A 17141-nucleotide genomic window follows, 5' to 3' on the forward strand; every position below is an offset into this window, starting at 1 on the left:
TGGCGGTGATACGTTGATCGCAGAAGGAGAATCGTGCGCTTTAGCTACGATGAAACATCTGCTTCTCAAGACTGGGGGAAAAGTGCGGGTTTCGGAGTACTACGACCTCGACGCGACACAAGGTGAGCTGGACTTTGTAGACGTCGACGTTTCGGAGGACGTTCCCGTCTTCATAGACCCCTCCGCAATACGCGTGCAGGAAGGGGAGTGGGGACGTGCTTGCAGGGATTCCCTCGTTACGTTCTTCGATGAACTGCTTGTTGCCATAGGTGCTGGTGATCGCTCACGCGTCAACGCGTTAGTCCATCCACTGGTCGAGCCGAATGAAACTCATCTCGGGATCAGCGAAGGTCCGAGTCGCGGTCGGGGCTTGGGGCATCAAAAGAACAGCGACAAGCTGGTGGAAGCTCTCTCTCAAAGCAAGGCCGTTACCTCGGGCCTTCTTCAAGACTTGGAAGATTCGGTCTTGTTCATCGAAGGTATCGGCCGCGACATCATCAGTGACATAACGACCTGCGTGATTCGCGCGCATCTGATTGACTACACGCAACAGATGGCTGAGTTCCATGAGATTCCGTTGGAAAGCCAGTACAGCGGTGCAACTTGGAACGAGTTGTCGCGGGAGTGGAACCCGAGTGCGCTCGTCAACCTGCCTCGCCCTGGGACACACAAACTGCTTCTCGTGCCCAAATCTGTCGTCCGAGTGAAGACCACGGTTGACCGGGGGGAGTACTACAGAGGTTATCTGCGTCCCTACTTCGAGCAGGAGGAACTGAACGACCCCGGATCCGCTCTTGTGCGCGTGTTGAAGAACGGCCGACGTCGGGTGAATCGTACGGAGTTGGATCGCAGGTTGGGGAACACGAAGCCCGATGCTGTCAAAAACACCTTAAGGCATCCGACAGCCCTCGATGATTACAGAGCTGCGCTGCGTGATAAAGCTTTGTCACCAATGGGCGTGGAGACCTTTGTTGAAGCCCTGGGAACGCCAATGGTCGATTTTGGTGCGCTCATCGGTGAGCTGAATTCAATCAGCCCAGGCAGCGCTGGGGCTACGTTATATCACCGGACCATCGCAAAATTGCTCAGCGCGCTTTTTGATACATCTTTGGGAAACGAACATATCGAGAAGCATCTCCACGGTGGCCTGAAGCGCATTGACATCACTTACGACAACGTAGCGGGTACGGGCTTCTTCCGGTGGCTGAGCCTGAATTACAAGGCCGCGACGATCGTCGTGGAGTGCAAAAACTATTCGAAAGAAATCGGTAACGCAGAAGTAGATCAGGTGGCTATGCGCTTATCACCCCACCGTGGGGAAGTTGCTTTTTTGACGTGTCGGCGCTTAGAGAACAAGCCCAAGCTGTTGGATCGGTGCAGAAATGTCGCTTCTGACGGGCATGGCTTTGTTCTCGCACTCGATGACGAGGATATTGCGGCTCTGGTCGCGGAGATTGAGGCGGACAGAGCTGGGGGTCTGGTTTATGACAACCGCTTTTCCCTTCTGAGGAAGCGTTTCGGGAACCTGATCGGCTAGTCCTCGTCGCTGTGCAGCCGTAGCCAGATCGTCTACGCATGTTTCTGGGTGGAGCCAAATCGGCTCTGGTCTTCCTCTCGCAGGCCATCCTTGAAAGGAGGCGCTTGAAGCCTCTCGTGTTGTCAAACGGCATCGGGCACCTCGGTCCAACGGTCGCTCTGTCCTACAGTGCCTGGACCCGCAAGGGTTCTAATGAACAGATCACAAAACCGTGCAGGTGTTCCAATGTGGAACGTCCGGTTGAACTCCCTGCTCGGCGGTGAGTTTTGGGTGAGGGTTCCTTCAAAGAGCGCTCCGCTCAACATCATGCGCGCCTACGTTGAGCTGGACGGCGTCAGTGTTTCGGCGTTCCGTGACGAGCTGAGCTTCGACGCAACCAACCTCATGGTACTGCCGAAAGCTGTGGAGGGATTCGATGCATGATTCCGTGATGCTCGCAGCCCTCGCGGTAGCTGCCTTGCTGCTGGCTACGGTAGTGGTCGGTCCGCTGCGCGGATTAAGCGACGCGGACTACTCATGGACGATCCGGCTTCCGATCAGCTTGTCCTTGTTCGGCTTGATCGCCTGGTGCCTCACCTGGTGGAATGACAGAAGGAGATTCGGCTACATGCACATCACCATTGATACGGCAGGCCTGCTCGTTCCGGTATTTCCGGTTCTGTTGATTGTAGTCTTGATCGATGGCGGATTCAGAATCACCCGTAAAAGGAGACGCTGGGTAATCATTCTCTTCGCGGCGAGACGCATTGCAGCTATTTTCGCAGCAGTGGGATCGACATTCGCTTGTCTTTCTGGCGTTATCTACAAGATCGAGCACATGGCAATCGACGTAGCCGTCAACCTGGGATTCTACGCTTCGTTTCGCGGCGATCATCGGGACTGCCCCGGCTATGTTGAACTCGGGGTTTTTAGGCCGCTATGAGCGCGGACCGATTGATTGTTTCATATTCGATGGGTGTGAGTTTCCCCAGTTGCCGTTGCCGTCGCCGGCGGTGGTAGGACCGCTCGATCCAGGTCGTAATGGCCAGGCGCAGGTCCTGCAGGGTGAGCCAGCGTTGACGGTTCAGGACGTTCTTCTGCAGCAGCGAAAAGAACCATTCCATGGCGGCGTTGTCCGCGCACGCGCCGACCCTGCCCATCGATCCGGTCGGGCCATGATGGCGCAGTGATTCCACGAAGCGCCGTGACCGGAACCCAGCAGAAGTCGAGGATATTTCGGTCTGGAGGGAGGAACACTGCATCGCGAGAGCGAGAGCGAGAGCGCGTGAAGCCGCTAGGATTGGCGGATGCTCAGTGGCAAACACGTGGACGCGCTACGGGCAGGGTTTGAACGGCTGAGCGTCGTACGGTGAGTATTGGAGTGGCATTTGTTCGAGGCAGCTTTCGACTACGTTGACGACGTCCTGCGAAAGGACGCCGGGTGCGGGAACGAGCTTGACTATGTTGAGCAAACTTCCTGGATCCTTTTCTTGAAGTACTTGGACGACTTAGAAGAAGAACGTGCATTGGAAGCGAGTCTCACGTCCGCGGAGTACAAGCCGATCCTTGAACCCTCGATGCGATGGCAGAGTTGGGCTGTTCCTAAGACCGCCAGCGGTTCCATCGATCATCAGCAAGCGATGACGGGCGATGACCTAGTCGAGTTCGTGAATGAACAGCTATTTCCGCAGCTTGCAGGGTTTCTCTCCTCGGCGAGGAGCGCAGACACTATCGAGTACAAGATAGGAACTATCTTCACGGAATTACGAAATAAAGTTCAAAGTGGGTACAATCTGCGCGAAATCCTTGACAGAGTTGATGAGTTGCACTTCAGTTCGAACGCTGAGAAAGACGAGATGTCTCATCTCTATGAGGGAAAAATACAACGGATGGGCAACGCGGGCCGCAATGGTGGTGAGTACTACACGCCTCGCCCGCTAATCCGAGCCATAGTGGAAGTCGTCAATCCGCAGCTTGGCCAGACGGTATATGACGGTGCGGTAGGGTCGGCCGGCTTCCTCATTGAGGCGTATGAACACATGAAGTCGCCTGAGCTGACGACCGATGAGGTTCAGCAACTTGAAAAAAACACCTTCTTTGGCAAAGAAAAGAAATCACTTGCGTTCATCATCGGCGTGATGAACATGATCCTTCACGGTATAGAAACGCCCAACATCGTACGAACCAATACGCTGAGCGAGAGCCTGAATGATCTGCAGGACGCAGATCGCTATGATGTCATTCTTGCAAATCCGCCGTTCGGGGGACGCGAACGCGCTGAAGTTCAACACAACTTCGATATAAAGACGAGCGAGACGGCGTACTTATTTCTCCAACACTTCATCAAGCGGTTGCGGGCCGGAGGGAAAGCGGGTGTTGTAATCAAGAACACCTTCTTGTCCACCCAAGACGGTGCTTCGGTTGCACTGCGAAAGCTACTGCTGAGTAGTTGCAATCTCCACACGGTCCTATTAATGCCGGCGGGAGCCTTTCCTGGTACAGGTGTTAAAACCGTAGTTCTCTTTTTCGAGAAAGGGGCGTCAACCAAGAGAATATGGTTTTACGAATGTGATCCTGGTCGTAATTTAGGAAAGACATATCCACTTACCTACGGCGACATGGAAGAGTTCGTTAGTCTCCAGCGTACCTTCTCAGTTGGACCAAAATCGTGGTCCGTTGATGCTGCCGATCTTAATCCTAGTTCCTTCAATTTGTCGGTGACTAATCCGCATCTTCCACTTGTCGCGCCCACGATGTCTCCCCAGGGTATTATCGATGAGATGTTTCGCCTCGATGCCGAGAACGCTGAGACACTGTCGCTCATACGGGCATTGCTGTGACCGGTGTCTGGCGCTCCGAGGTTGTTAAGAATTGCCTGCGGAAGGTTCCCTCGACGGCGAATATACCTCGCCGACAATTCTTATCGTCCGGACGTTTCCCTATAGTCTCGCAGGAGAAGGAAACTATAAATGGATACTGGGATCTGCAAGAGGATGTCTCTTCCTTTGGGCGTCCAGTGGTTGTGTTTGGCGACCATACGCGGACATTGAAGTACGTTGACTTCGACTTTGTGACAGGTGCCGAGGGCGTCAAGGTCCTTGACGCGAAAGATTTCCTCGTGCCGAAGTTCCTGTACTACCAACTGCTGCTTCGTCGGCCGGCTTCATTAGGATACGCCCGGCACTACAGAGCCTTAATGGAAGTAACTATCGTCTATCCTGATCTAGCCGAGCAGGAGCGCATCGTTGCAAAATTGGACGAGTTCTTCACCTATCTGGGTGCTATAAGGACGAATGTCGAGAAAAATGTAGAGCTCGCGCGCACTCTATTCGAGGCTGTTTTAGCTTCGACCTTTCCACCCAATGTTCCGCATCTTAAGGCTCTGTCGACCTGTGCCGAGTCGATTACAGATGGCGATCACTCGCCTCCGCCGAAGGCTACGACCGGTGTTCCTTTCATTACGATTTCCAATATCGATAAGGACGCGGGGACCATTGACTTAGACAAGGGTTTCCGCGTGCCAAGAGCCTACTTTGACTCCCTCCGTGAGAATCGTCGGCCGAAAAAGAACGACCTCCTTTATACGGTAACGGGATCTTTTGGGATACCAGTTTTAGTAGAATCCGATATGGAGTTCTGCTTCCAAAGGCACATTGGCCTGATACGTCCCAATGAATCTGTTCTGCCGCGCTGGCTATATTATGCGCTACTTTCTCCCGGCGTCCGTGAGCAAGCCAGACGGTCGGCTACGGGCACGGCTCAGAAGACGGTCTCGCTGACCGCGTTGAGGAGCTTTCAGCTTCCCGCAGTGGAGTTGGAGGTGCAGAAAGATGTAGTTTCCTATTTGGATAGCGTTCAAGGCTATGCGAGAGATTTGCAGTTGCACTACCAAGGACGTCTGAAGTCGCTCGATGATCTTCAGACTTCAGTGCTGGAGCAGGCGTTTACAGGGCGTAACTAGGATGTGGGGTCTGCGATGAAGAATGAGGCCGAGACGCGAGCAGAGTTCATCGATCCAGCCATCCGAATGGCTGGGTGGGGTGTAGTTGAAGATTCACAAGTTAGACGCGAGGTCATCGCTCCTGGCCGCATTCAAGGCGGCGGCGGCACCGCAGAGCCTACTATCGCAGACTATGTACTGAGGTATCGCGGTCGAAAGTTGGCAGTCATAGAGGCCAAGCGTTGGGATCTTCCTGTGACCGAAGGCGTGGCGCAAGCCAAGGTCTATGCGTCGAAGTTATGTGCGCGCTTCGCCTATTCCACCAACGGCCAGAAAATCTATGAGATAGACATGGAGACCGGACGCGAAGGATTGGTACAGGGTATACCCACTCCTCAAGAGCTGTGGGAACGGCTTTTCCCAAGCGCTAACGAGTGGAGAAACCGCTTCGCTGCACTCCCCGGTAATGCCTCGGGAGGAGTCCAAACTCCTCGTTACTATCAGGAATTAGCAGTCGAGCGTGTTCTAGATTCCATAGCGATGGATCGCAAGCGCATCTTACTCACCCTGGCGACGGGAACCGGCAAAACTTTTATCGCTTTCCAGGTCGCTTGGAAGCTGTATCACAGCAGATGGAACGTGAACGGCAACGAAAACCGCCGACCTCGCATACTGTTTCTAGCCGATCGCAATATCCTCGCTGATCAGGCGTTCAATGCGTTTTCACAATTCCCCGAAGATGCCATGGTTCGAATCACGCCCAAGGATATCGTCAAGCGCGGTCGGGTCCCGACGAATGGATCGGTCTTCTTCACGATTTTCCAGACCTTCATGGCGGAGGGCGGTGAGCGACCAAATTTCGGCGCATATCCGTCTGATTTTTTTGATTTCATCATCGTGGATGAATGCCATCGTGGAGGAGCAAGCGACGAGAGCTCTTGGCGAGCTATTCTCGACCATTTTGCATCCGCGGTTCAGCTAGGCTTGACCGCTACTCCACTGCGGAAGCTGAATGGAGATACCTACCGGTATTTTGGTGATCCGGTATATTCTTACTCACTGAAGGAAGGGATACAGGACGGCTTCTTGACGCCGTACCGCATACGGCGGTACCAAAGCACCATTGACGAGTACGTTTATGTGCCTGGTGACATGGTCATCGAAGGCGAGGTGACGTTAGGCAGAACCTATGACGAAAGCGATTTCAATCGCTTGATCTTCATTCGTGAGCGGGAGGAGTATCGCGTCCGTCTTTTCATGTCTGAGATTGATCAAAACCAGAAGACCATTGTGTTTTGCGCCTCACAGGAGCATGCCTTGATCATTCGGGACCTCGTGAACCAAATCAAAAGCAGCAGTGATCCTGACTATTGTCACCGAGTCACTGCCGACGATGGTCTGATCGGTGAGATTTACCTCCGACAATTCCAAGACAACGAGCGCACCGTGCCAACCATACTGACGACTTCAAAGAAGCTTTCGACTGGGGTTGACGCAAGGAACGTCCGGAACATCGTGCTTCTGCGACCCGTGACCGACATGATCGAGTTCAAACAAATCATGGGCAGAGGAACCAGGTTGTACCGAGGTAAGGACTTCTTCACAGTCTATGACTTTGTGAACGCACACCAGCTCTTCAGGGATCCAACATGGGACGGTGAACCGCTCCCGACCAGTGATGAGATGAGTGGCCGGGCACCCCAACGTCGCACCCCCATGGATGGGGAGAGGGAAGATTGCGAGGAGAGTTCAGAGCGGTCCCGGAAGGTTGAGATCAAGCTTCGAGACGGAAAGGCTCGTTCCTTCAAGCACCTAACTTCAACTATGTTCGTAGGCCCGGACGGGCTTCCCATCAGTATCGAAGAATTCATTGCGCGATTGTTCGAAACTCTGAAGCTGCCTGGCCTCCTGATTGATGAAAAGACTCTGAGGGCAGCCTGGGGTGATCCTGACACGCGACAAGCCCTGCGGGAGCGCCTGTCGAGGGCCGGTTTCAGCTCGCAGGATCTAACTTCTATGCAGAGTGCGATTGGTGCAGAAGATTGCGATTTGTTAGATGTTTTGGAATTTATTGCCTTTGCGATTCCTTTGCGCACTAGAGAAGAACGAGTGAACGAATCCCAGCTAAGCCGGATCGATACGATGAACGCGGCCCAGAGTGACTTCGTCGATTTCCTAGTTTCTAGTTACATTCGTTCGGGCGTGGATGAATTGAGCTTGCAGAAGCTCGGCCCACTCTTGGAGCTCAAATACCAAACCATCACGGACGGCGTACGAGTGCTTGGGGGCGTGGAGCAGATCAGAAGGTTGTTCATCGATTTTCAAAAGGGACTGTATGATCCACCAGAAGTGGCCTAAAAGAGAATATGTTCGAAGAAGAGGGCGGGAGTTAGCCGCCAGCTTTCTTCAGGAGGACCCGTTGCCAGGAGATGACCTCCTTTCGAAGATCAGGTATTTTGGCGGTGAGGTCATTAGTGTTCAACCCCAAATCGTAGGCGCTACACAATTGACGAATCCCTCCTAACAGCTTTTCGTGAGCTTCGACCAGTTGCCGAGCGGCCACATGCCAACTCTTCGGTGCGATCATGTTAATCGTCACGGCGTGACCCACCATTGCATCGATCATGGGTTCGATGACGGATGCTATCTTGTTGGCCTCAACGTAATCTCCGTGTTCCCAACTCAGGTTCTGCTGCTGACTGAACGTGAACGCAATCGGCCGGAACGCTCTCAAGATTCGGCGATGCTGGGTCAACATGATCGCCACTTCCACTCGGGCCTCATGAAGCACATGGCGGCGGTGCTGAAGGTACGCAACCAGCAAGGAGATGGATGCAGCAACAAATATGCTGGCAACTCCTACTCCGATGTTGACCCAATCAGGAGAGAACGGCGTTGATGGATCGGTAGTGGCGTCGAGCATTGGACGATCGGTCCCTTCCGTGTCCGACAAATGCCGCATGTGTTGAGCTTAGTAGGGTAGATATTGTGCCTGAATCTCCCCGCTTCCTTAAACTCACTGATGTCGCTGATGAGTTGAGTATCAGCATTTCTCAGACGTATGCACTCGTGAAGAGCGGAGATCTGCCGGCGATTCAGGTGGGCGGTCGTGGTCAATGGCGTGTGGAGCGAGTGAAGCTCGAAGAATACATTCAGCGCATGTACGAGCAGGCCGCAAAGAACCTGCAGAGCACCAAGCCGGAAGACATTAGCGACGCAGGCTAGGCTCCGATACAGCCCACTTAGGCTAACGACTTTTGTCGGGATGGAAGTGCAGCCCCTAGATAGTTCAGAGACTGTGATCGCAGGCGTAACCATCCAGATCCGGTACAGGGCATTCCTGCCGCCGGACGTGAACTGGCTTCATCCGGAACGGTCTGCTGGGACGGGAAGAAATAGAAGTAGAAGGTGACGTCGAACCCACAAGGGACTGGGCCGGCTCCATCATCGGGAGGTCGTATCACACCGCGCCACCGTCACCGTCACCCCGGCTTCTTGACTCTAGCGCGGGAGATGAGGCAGGCATTCTCACTGGGCTTCCCTAGGGCTTAGGTAGATCGCCCGCTTCCATGAATTCGATGCGCCTCTTCGTTGCAAGCCATTCCTTTTCGCCTCCGTATTCCGTTGGAACGGGTATCCAAACGATGTGTTCCGGATTGGTTAGACGTCTGAGTCAAAATTTCCGCTTGTTTGGTGTCTAACCTCACTGGGGGCCGGCCCGGCCCGGTTCTCGGATTGCGTACTTCGCTCGACTGTTCTCGTGCACCCAAGTCCAGGTGAGCAGGCCTCTGGCTTGAAGTTTTTCAAGCATCGTTCTCAGGTGCCATCGATGGCGTATCTTGTAAGGCTTCGGTGGAACGGACATGGTGGGCGCCCGATTCTCACCAACAATCGCCACCGGCACGCCGCCAAGCGTTCGGTGAGATGATCGAGGCTTTTCACCCACCCAACGCGCACCAACCGGTGCTTCCGTTATGGCCTATTCGAACTTATCGGTACTTGCGCTCTGACGACCAGGTGACGAAGCATATCCTGAACAGATGAACGCACAGCCGGAGCACTTCGGGGTCACACCGCAGACTTCTTCATTCGACGCACGCCTCCGGCAAGCCGCTATGGCCTGGTTGGCGATGAGAACCAACGACGGTCGCGATGCCCTCCATTGGCGCGACTTCGAAGATTTCACTTTCGAAGGGCAGCCGGTGAAATTGCGCGACCGGTATAAGGGCATTTGGAAACCGCGGCAGTTGGACGCTGCCTTGTCGTTCAGCACGACCTACCGGGCTCCGGGCAAGGCGCGCCCATACGATGACGACACAGGGCCGGATGGGCTCTTCCGCTATAAATGGCAGGGCGACGACCCGAATCACGCGGATAACCGAGCGCTGCGATGGGCGCAGGAGCACAGCCTTCCGATGATTTGGTTCTTCGCCGTTCGCACTGGCTGGTATCTACCGGTTTTCCCAGTCTTTCTCCTAGAGGAGGAACCACAACAGCGCCAATTTGTAGTCGACTTGGATCCAATGCGAGCGAATGTGGGTGGGTCACCGCTTGAAATCGAGTTCCCTATGCATTTTGAGCGGCGATACCGGAACCAACAGGTGAAGACCCGACTCCATCAAGGGCTCTTCCGAGCGGATGTCATGCGGGCCTATGACACGAGATGTACGGTCTGCAACCTGAAGCATCGGGAGTTGCTAGATGCGGCACACATTGTCGCCGACGCTGATGAAGAAGGAATCGCCTCGGTCGTCAATGGGCTCGCCATGTGCAAGATCCATCATGCAGCGTTCGACGCTAACATTCTTGGGATTCGCCCGGACCATGTGGTGGAGATAAGGGCGGACCTTCTGGACGAGATCGATGGCCCCATGCTTCAGTACGGATTGAAGGAGCGGCACAGCAAGAAGTTGATGAATGTGCCGATCAGGAACGCTGATCTGCCGAGGACGGATCTGCTGGAGCAAGCGTACGAGCGTTTCAGAGAGGCTGGGTAGTCGGACGATGCTATTAGATGAAATTAGGGGGAGCTTGCCCGCAGCTAATGATCTACGTGTCGAGCATTTGCTAGCTGCAGGCGGTCGCCCGCCGACTGCATAGATTCTGCCCTGCTAGCTGGGATTGGACGGCACCGTACATGCCTTCGAAGAAGGGGCGTCGGGCGATGCCGACGACGTCGGCACACGCGTCTTCCGACAGAGATGGCGCCCTTCCTCGACCTTTCTCGTGATCTTCCAGAGCGGTTTCCCACTCTCGGCGGTCATGAAGGCCAGCTAACGTCTAGCGGGGGCCGCGCCGAGTGGACAGTTACTACTCGAAGGATCAGTCGAGGAAATAGAGGCGCATCTTCTCCTCAGAGTCCAGAATCTCGCCCGCGGGGACACCGAGTTGTCGTGCGAGTTCGGCTGATCCAAGGAGTGCGATCTGCGAGTCGGGTGAGAAAGCTCGTTCAAGCAATCCGAGATAGTTGGACATCCCCTCATCGAGCTTGTCTATGAGTTCCTGGTGCTCGGCGGCAAACTGCTCGTCGAGGACGCGTTGCTCGTCTACGTAACGCTCGATTAGCTCGGCCTCTCTCTTCGAGAGAGACGTTGCGACCGTCTTGTACATGATGGTGCCGATAGTGTTTCCAATCACGGCGCCGAGCACGGGAACGGGGATGAGCGCTTGGCCGACGTAGGAGGACAGTGCGCTGACGGCGGTCTCCAAAGAGAGGAGCTCCGAGTTTTCAATGAACTCGAGCTCGTCGATTTCTCCGCGGCGGAGCTTGTTCGCCTGCTCTGCGATGCCGAAGGACGCGGTGACGATTGAGCTTGCGACTGCTGCGGACGTGGCCGTGAAGTTCGTCAACGCATAGATGCTGGCACCTCGCACTCCGCCTTTGCCGAAGCTCAGGCCAGCTTCACCTGCAATGTCGAGCCAGTCCTGCTGACTAAACTCTCGAAGCTGCTTTCCTTCCCGCTTCTTAGCAACCAAGGCCAGCACCAAAGCTGTCCCGCCCTCGACTGCAGCGGCTGTTAGGGTGGCCGACGTCGCTTCTTGCAGGGTCGGCAAACTTTCTTGATAGGCGTTGTCACGCAAGGACTGGTTTGTGGAACGAAGGGAGTTCTCCTCGGCTGCCATGGTCGATTCGTAGGCACCCTTCTGAACCTGACGGTACTCAAGAGCCGAAGGCTCGAGTGATTCAAGGTCGATCGAACCCTGCTGGAAGAACGCGTCAATGCGTCGCCAGTCCGTGAAGGACGGTCCGTCGCCGCTGCGCGACAATAATTTCCCTGCTTCCTCCGGTGGCATGGAGTGCAGCCTCTCAATCAACTCGAAGTGATCACGGGGAATCTGGTACCTCCCGCCGTTCTTCACATAGTCGGGGTACTTCTGCAGGTGCTCGGTGATTGCTCCCAGTGAGAAGCGACCCCCCGAGGCGACAAACTTCTGCTGGATGTCCACGCCGCCGCGGATGAGGTCCACCGGTCCGTTGTCGTTGACCCACTGGTAGACAGGCTCCTGGCCGAGGATCTGTTTGCGAGCGTTGCCAATGCCCACCTCCGCAATTTCGGCTATGAAGCCGTGCATGCCGTGCTGCCCCCCGCGATTGGAGGTGACCACCTCGAAGTCGATCTTTCTGACGGCTTCATCGATACTGGTGAGGGCGCGCAGGAGGTTTACGTCCTGCTGTCTTAACGAGCTCAATAGCTGGTCAATTCGAACCTGATTGAGGTAGTTGAGCCAGGAAGCGACAGCCTGCTCTTGGTTGCTCTTGATGAGTTCCCTGAGGTCATTCACCAGATGTGCCTTGCTCAATACGAGTGGATAGCAGGGCCGCGCATGACTTCGTGTTGTTTACGAGGACTGCCAGGCTGTCCTGCTGGGAAGTCGAGAGCGAACGGAAGTCAGCGCCGAAGCATGGCAACGCTCCAACATAGGAGTTTCTCAGCTCGTCGCGCAGTGCGGTGGTCTTCTGAAGGAGATGGCCGATTTGAGCGTCGCTGGTCTCGACCGACGCGATGTTCCGCTTCACGTCGGCCAGCTCTTGCTGTTTCGTAGCCCGAGTCTCCAACTTGCTCTTCGAGAAAAGTGCGATCGAAGCAAGGAGGGAAGCTCCTGCGACAGTCCATCCGATAGGGCCAGCTAGTGCGAGCAAAGCGCCGCCAGCAGCGGTACCTCCACCTCCCGCGGCGAGGGCGCCGCCGCCAAGCCAGGCGAGAGCGGCGTTGCTCGCGGCAGCTCCAGAGAGAGTGGAAATCGCGGTGCCAGTGGATGCAGAGCCAAACGTGGTCGCGACCCACATGGCAGCCGTGGGTGCAACGCTCGCTACTGTAGCTCCCGTCGCGAATCCGGCACCGGCGCCAGCTGCAGAATGTCTCGCAGCTTCAAGATCCTTACGTGCGAACTCCTCTGCATCCAAGAACTGGGCTTTGTGAGCGCCAACTTCACCCAAGGAGGTGTCGAACGACTTCGGCGTGTTAGCGATGCTATTCACCAGCAGCTCGACGAGCTCGATCAGATCCGCCGACCGTTCGCGCTGGCGCAGGAGTGTATCTCCCCTGTCGCTCATGGCGGTGTACGCAGCGTTGTACTCGGCTATGACCTCCTCATAGGGGTCCGCGGTCTTCGCAGCCAGTTTTTCGACTTTGTCTCTGGCGGCTTCCCTAGCGTCTTTGGCAGTCTGCTTGACGCTTTCAGCCTGCTCGACGATGCGCGTGGAAGCGCCTCGCAGAGCCCTGCCGATGCCCTCTTTGGCATTGCTCACGTCGAATTGCTCGGCCATTCGATATCCCTACCCCGTTACCGTTTACTCTCCCAGGAAAGAGTAGCTATTGCAGGTGACAACGCTTACAAGCCAGCCCACAGTTCAGCTGAGGGTCACTGCGAACGTGTGCGTGACCGTCAGGTTCGGTCGGAACGAGGCCGCGCCGACGCGGTCCGGGCTCTAGAGCACCCGGTTGCCCCGGAAATCGCGGGCAAGGGCGTTGCCCGTCCGGTAGGAGCGCTTTGGGCTGCGGCGATGATGCTCGAGTATCTGGGGGAGGATCGGCGGCCAAGTGGCTAACCGCCGCGTCGAGCCGGCGCTCGCCGATGATCGCGACGCCGGACCTGAAGGGTGCGGCGGCGACTGAGTCGTTCGCGGGAGAGGTGCTACGGCTGCAGTATCAGCATGCTGCGGCGGGGCGCCCGCTAGTGCGATAGCGGCCCGAACCACTGGGTCAACGCGTCTATCAATCCCGCTTGAGTTCCGTCTCCTGCCCACGCGACATGCCCATCGGGACGGATTAGCATGGCGGAAGGAGCGCTGACCGCACCGATCACCGGAAGGTGCCACTCGCCGTCGTACTTTGCATCAACCAACTGGATCCGGTCGCTCCACGGACCCAGATCGATGCTGCCAGGCTCGCCAAGGTTGAGGAGTACTGGACGGGCATGGTGCAGGAGAGCGAATACGCGACGCGGGCCATTGGTAGTGACGATGTCGAGGTCGGGCATGCGGCGACCGAGGAGCGGGTGCTCGTCAGCGAGGTCGTAGTGCACGTCCAGTCCGGAGATGAGTCCTGCCATTCGCTTCCGCGCTTCGTCGATGGTCAGCAGGTCGGCGACCGTGTCGGCCAGCGCGCTGACACGCGGGTCAGCCTTCTGCATGAGTGCCTGCGCCATCGTGTGCTTGAGGGCCCGCGCTCCGGCGGGGTGCCGCTCGGAGTGGTAGGTGTCCAGCAGACTGTCCGGTGCGATGCCCTTGATGACCTGCGCGAGCTTCCAACCGAGGTTCACGGCGTCCTGGATCCCGAGCCCAATACCCTGCCCGCCCGACGGCGAGTGGATGTGCGCGGCGTCGCCCGCCAGCAGGACTCGGCCGCTGCGGTAGGCGGCGGCTTGGCGGGTGGCGTCGGTGAACCGTGAGATCCAGGTCGGGGAGTGGATGCCGAAGTCGGTGTCGTAGGTGTCGGTCAGCGCTATGGAAAGGTCGGTAAGGGTGGGTTCGGTCGCCGGTCCCAGGTGCTTCTCGGTGACGACTATGCGGGTGGTTCGCCCGTCTTCCATGAGGTGGAGGCCGTGGACGCCGACCTCGTCGATGCGCATGCCGGGCGGTGTCTCCTCGGTGACCTCGGCTTCAGCGATCAGGCTGCTCCTCGTTGCGTCCCAGCCGGGAAACTCAATGCCTGCTGCCTTGCGCACTGTGCTTCGCCGCCGTCGGCGCCGACTAGGTACCGTGCGCGCAGGTGTTCGCCGTTGCTGAGTTGAACGTCGACGCCGTCGTCATCCTGGGCGAAGCCGGTCACTTTCAGTCCGCGACGGACCGGCACTCCGAGTTCCTCGATCCAGCCGGCCAGGATCCGCTCGATGTGGTTCTGCCACAGACCGAGCGTGTACGGGTGGCGGGTAGGGAAGTCGCTCATGTCCAGCATCGTGGTTCCGAAGAAGGCAGCCTGGACGGGCTGGCCCTCGGCGAGGAACCGGTCGACGATGCCGCGCTGGTCGAGGATCTCAATCGTTCGCGAGTGGAAGCCGCCGGCACGGGAGCCCATCAGTTCCGACGTCGGGCGGCGTTCGATGATCACCGCATCCACGCCTGCCAGGGCCAGTTCGCCGGCGAGCATCGTTCCTGTGGGGCCACCCCCGGCGATGACTACGTCAGCCATTTCAACCTCACCTCTTCGTGCAATCCGATGCATCAACTTGGGCACGTCCGAGCCAGTGTGGCGCATGACGGGGGTCTTGCCGCAAACCCCCTCGTCAGCAGTACATTGGAAATGGAAGGACCAGCGCACACGCTCCGTATCTCCCTTTCACCCACCGGTTGTAAGTCCCGTTGACGGGCATAGAATCGTGCTCAAGCCAGACGTAAGTGAGAGCAGTCACAGTCCCAGAGCAAGGGGTCAGGCCATGAGTGTGTTCCGCACCAAATCCATCGAGCAGTCCATCCGCGACACCGAGGAGCCGGGACACCAGCTCAAGAAGAGCCTCGGCGCGCTGGACCTCATCGTCTTCGGCATCGGCGTGTGTGTCGGTGCCGGAATCTTCGTGCTCACAGGGCAGGCGGCCGGCGCAAACGCAGGTCCCGCCGTCGCAATTTCCTTCCTTATCGCCGGCGTTGTCGCTGGGCTGAGCGCGATTTGCTACGCCGAGCTAGCCTCGACGGTCCCCGTGGCCGGCAGCGCCTATACGTTTTCGTTCGCGACGCTCGGCGAGCTGGTGGCCTTCGTCATCGGCTGGGATCTCGTGCTGGAGTTCACTGTTGGGTCCGCTGCGCTGGCGACGTCGTTCAGTCAGTACCTCGGCGTGGTGCTGCAGGACACCCCGTTCGCGATCCCTGAAGCCGTCGCGTCCGTCGACACCGGAGTGATGAACCTGCCGGCCGGGCTGCTGATTCTTGGGCTGACGGTCGTGCTCATGACCGGCATCAAGCTCTCCAGCCGCATCAACCAAGTTGTCACCGCGATCAAGGTCGCCGTGGTGCTGTTGGTGATCATCGTCGGCCTGTTCTTCATCAATGTCGCCAATTGGTCGCCGTTCATTCCGCCGAGCGAGGGCACTGCCCCTTCCGAAGCCGGCGCGCTGGACATCCCGCTGGTGGAGACGCTCTTCCGGCTCGAGCCCACGGTGTACGGGCTGGGCGGTGTGTTTGCGGCGGCGGCTCTGGTGTTCTTCGCGTTCATCGGGTTCGACGTCATCGCCACCACCGCCGAGGAGACCCGCAACCCGCAGCGTGACCTGCCGATCGGCATCCTGGGGTCGCTCGCCATCGTCACCGTGCTCTACATGGCTGTCTCGCTGATCATCACCGGGATCCGCCCCTACTCCGACATCGATCCGGCCGACGGCGCCCCGCTGGCCACAGCCTTCACCGCGGTCGGCGTCACCTGGATGGGCAACGTGGTGGCGATCGGAGCGTGTATCGGCCTGATCGTCGTCGCCATGATCCTGCTGCTCGGCCAGACTCGAGTGGGCTTCGCGATGAGCCGAGACCGGCTGCTGCCGCCGGCGCTGGGCGCTGTGCATCCGAAGTTCGGGACGCCCTACCGGTTCACGCTACTCGCGGGCATCATCATCGCGATCATTGCCACCTTCGTGCCGCTGTCCACGCTGGCGGAGCTGGTCAACATTGGGACCTTGTTTGCGTTCATGCTGGTGGCGCTTGGCGTGATCATCCTGCGTCGTACCCGTCCTGACCTGAAGCGGTCCTTCCGGGTTCCCTTCGTGCCCGTGCTGCCGATCATCGCCATCGCGCTGTGCTTCTTCCTCATGCTGAACCTCACCGGCGGCACCTGGCTCCGGTTCTTCGTCTGGATGGCCATCGGCATCGCGGTGTACTTCCTGTACTCGCGGAAGCGCAGCATCATGGTCACCGGTGGTCCTGGCTACAACACAGGAATGCCGGAGCAGCAGCGCCGGACCGACGTCGGACTCGGGGGAGCGGGCGTTTCACCGGTCGACGACGACCGGTAGCTCACATGACTCGTACGCCGTAGGAGGCAGTCCTCGAATTCATGCGTGCATACCGCGAGCAGGACGAACGCCTCGCCCTGTCACTGGCGGCGGACGACTTCACCTTCACTAGCCCGCAGGACGACCACCTCGACCGTGACACCTGGCTGGACGCTGCTTCCCCACGGCGGACCACTTCGAGGTACCGGCTACAACCCTGCAGATCGTCGAGGTCGACGGCGTCGTGCTGCACAGATACGAGTACAT

13 protein-coding genes and 2 pseudogenes are annotated in these 17141 nt (G+C 57.5%); 9 read left to right on the forward strand and 6 right to left on the reverse strand.

What is annotated here, in order from left to right; genetic code table 11:
• The first annotated feature begins 49 nt into the window (after window positions 1-49).
• From M1D74_RS03870 to M1D74_RS03880, 3 genes are all read left to right on the forward strand, one after another.
• A complete protein-coding gene (locus M1D74_RS03870) occupies window positions 50-1537 on the forward strand; it encodes a hypothetical protein (RefSeq protein ID WP_458116548.1) in 1488 nt (495 codons plus the stop codon).
• A gap of 192 nt (window positions 1538-1729) precedes the next feature.
• Window positions 1730-1960: a hypothetical protein gene (locus M1D74_RS03875; protein ID WP_458116549.1), complete on the forward strand. Its 231-nt coding sequence runs from the start codon at window positions 1730-1732 to the stop codon at window positions 1958-1960.
• Complete coding sequence (locus tag M1D74_RS03880; RefSeq protein WP_458116550.1) at window positions 1953-2459, forward strand: hypothetical protein; 507 nt, start codon at window positions 1953-1955, stop codon at window positions 2457-2459. The genes M1D74_RS03875 and M1D74_RS03880 overlap by 8 nt, the downstream gene beginning before the upstream one ends.
• On the opposite strand, the pseudogene M1D74_RS03885 reads toward M1D74_RS03880, so the two are convergent.
• Window positions 2446-2733 (reverse strand): annotated as a pseudogene (locus M1D74_RS03885) (integrase core domain-containing protein); the annotation flags it as partial. The gene M1D74_RS03880 and the pseudogene M1D74_RS03885 sit on opposite strands and share 14 nt — an antisense overlap.
• Window positions 2734-2904: 171 nt before the next feature.
• Here M1D74_RS03885 and M1D74_RS03890 point away from each other — a divergent pair.
• From M1D74_RS03890 to hsdR, 3 genes are all read left to right on the forward strand, one after another.
• A complete protein-coding gene (locus M1D74_RS03890; protein WP_458116551.1) occupies window positions 2905-4356 on the forward strand; it encodes an N-6 DNA methylase in 1452 nt (483 codons plus the stop codon).
• Window positions 4357-4562: 206 nt separating this feature from the next.
• Complete coding sequence (locus M1D74_RS03895) at window positions 4563-5477, forward strand: restriction endonuclease subunit S (protein ID WP_458116552.1); 915 nt, start codon at window positions 4563-4565, stop codon at window positions 5475-5477.
• A 15-nt stretch (window positions 5478-5492) separates the two neighbouring features.
• A complete protein-coding gene (hsdR, locus tag M1D74_RS03900; RefSeq protein WP_458116553.1) occupies window positions 5493-7814 on the forward strand; it encodes an EcoAI/FtnUII family type I restriction enzme subunit R in 2322 nt (773 codons plus the stop codon).
• A gap of 31 nt (window positions 7815-7845) precedes the next feature.
• Here the strand turns inward: hsdR and M1D74_RS03905 are convergent, their stop codons facing one another.
• The gene (locus M1D74_RS03905) at window positions 7846-8379 is read right to left on the reverse strand and encodes a hypothetical protein (protein ID WP_458116554.1); all 534 of its coding nucleotides are present in this window, start codon (window positions 8377-8379) and stop codon (window positions 7846-7848) included.
• A 62-nt stretch (window positions 8380-8441) separates the two neighbouring features.
• On the opposite strand from M1D74_RS03905, the gene M1D74_RS03910 reads away from it, so the two are divergent.
• On the forward strand, window positions 8442-8681 hold the full coding sequence (locus M1D74_RS03910) for a helix-turn-helix transcriptional regulator (RefSeq protein WP_458117129.1): 240 nt from the start codon (window positions 8442-8444) through the stop codon (window positions 8679-8681).
• Between the two features lie 815 nt (window positions 8682-9496).
• Window positions 9497-10453, forward strand: coding sequence for an HNH endonuclease (locus M1D74_RS03915; protein ID WP_458116555.1), 957 nt, complete (start codon window positions 9497-9499; stop codon window positions 10451-10453).
• Between the two features lie 325 nt (window positions 10454-10778).
• On the opposite strand, the gene M1D74_RS03920 is transcribed toward M1D74_RS03915, so the two are convergent.
• The 4 genes and pseudogenes from M1D74_RS03920 to M1D74_RS03935 all read right to left on the reverse strand — a co-directional run.
• On the reverse strand, window positions 10779-12257 hold the full coding sequence (locus M1D74_RS03920; protein ID WP_458116556.1) for a hypothetical protein: 1479 nt from the start codon (window positions 12255-12257) through the stop codon (window positions 10779-10781).
• On the reverse strand, window positions 12232-13224 hold the full coding sequence (locus tag M1D74_RS03925) for a hypothetical protein (protein WP_458116557.1): 993 nt from the start codon (window positions 13222-13224) through the stop codon (window positions 12232-12234). Before M1D74_RS03925 ends, M1D74_RS03920 begins: the two co-directional genes overlap by 26 nt.
• A gap of 407 nt (window positions 13225-13631) precedes the next feature.
• Entirely contained in the window at window positions 13632-14105 is a 474-nt protein-coding gene (locus M1D74_RS03930; protein ID WP_458117130.1) for an aromatic-ring hydroxylase C-terminal domain-containing protein, read from the reverse strand.
• A gap of 66 nt (window positions 14106-14171) precedes the next feature.
• Window positions 14172-15154: pseudogene (locus M1D74_RS03935) on the reverse strand (FAD-dependent monooxygenase); the annotation flags it as partial.
• Window positions 15155-15332: 178 nt separating this feature from the next.
• Here M1D74_RS03935 and M1D74_RS03940 point away from each other — a divergent pair.
• A complete protein-coding gene (locus M1D74_RS03940; RefSeq protein ID WP_458116558.1) occupies window positions 15333-16895 on the forward strand; it encodes an amino acid permease in 1563 nt (520 codons plus the stop codon).
• The last annotated feature ends 246 nt before the right edge of the window (window positions 16896-17141 follow it).

The organism is Arthrobacter sp. D2-10 (genome assembly GCF_054161285.1).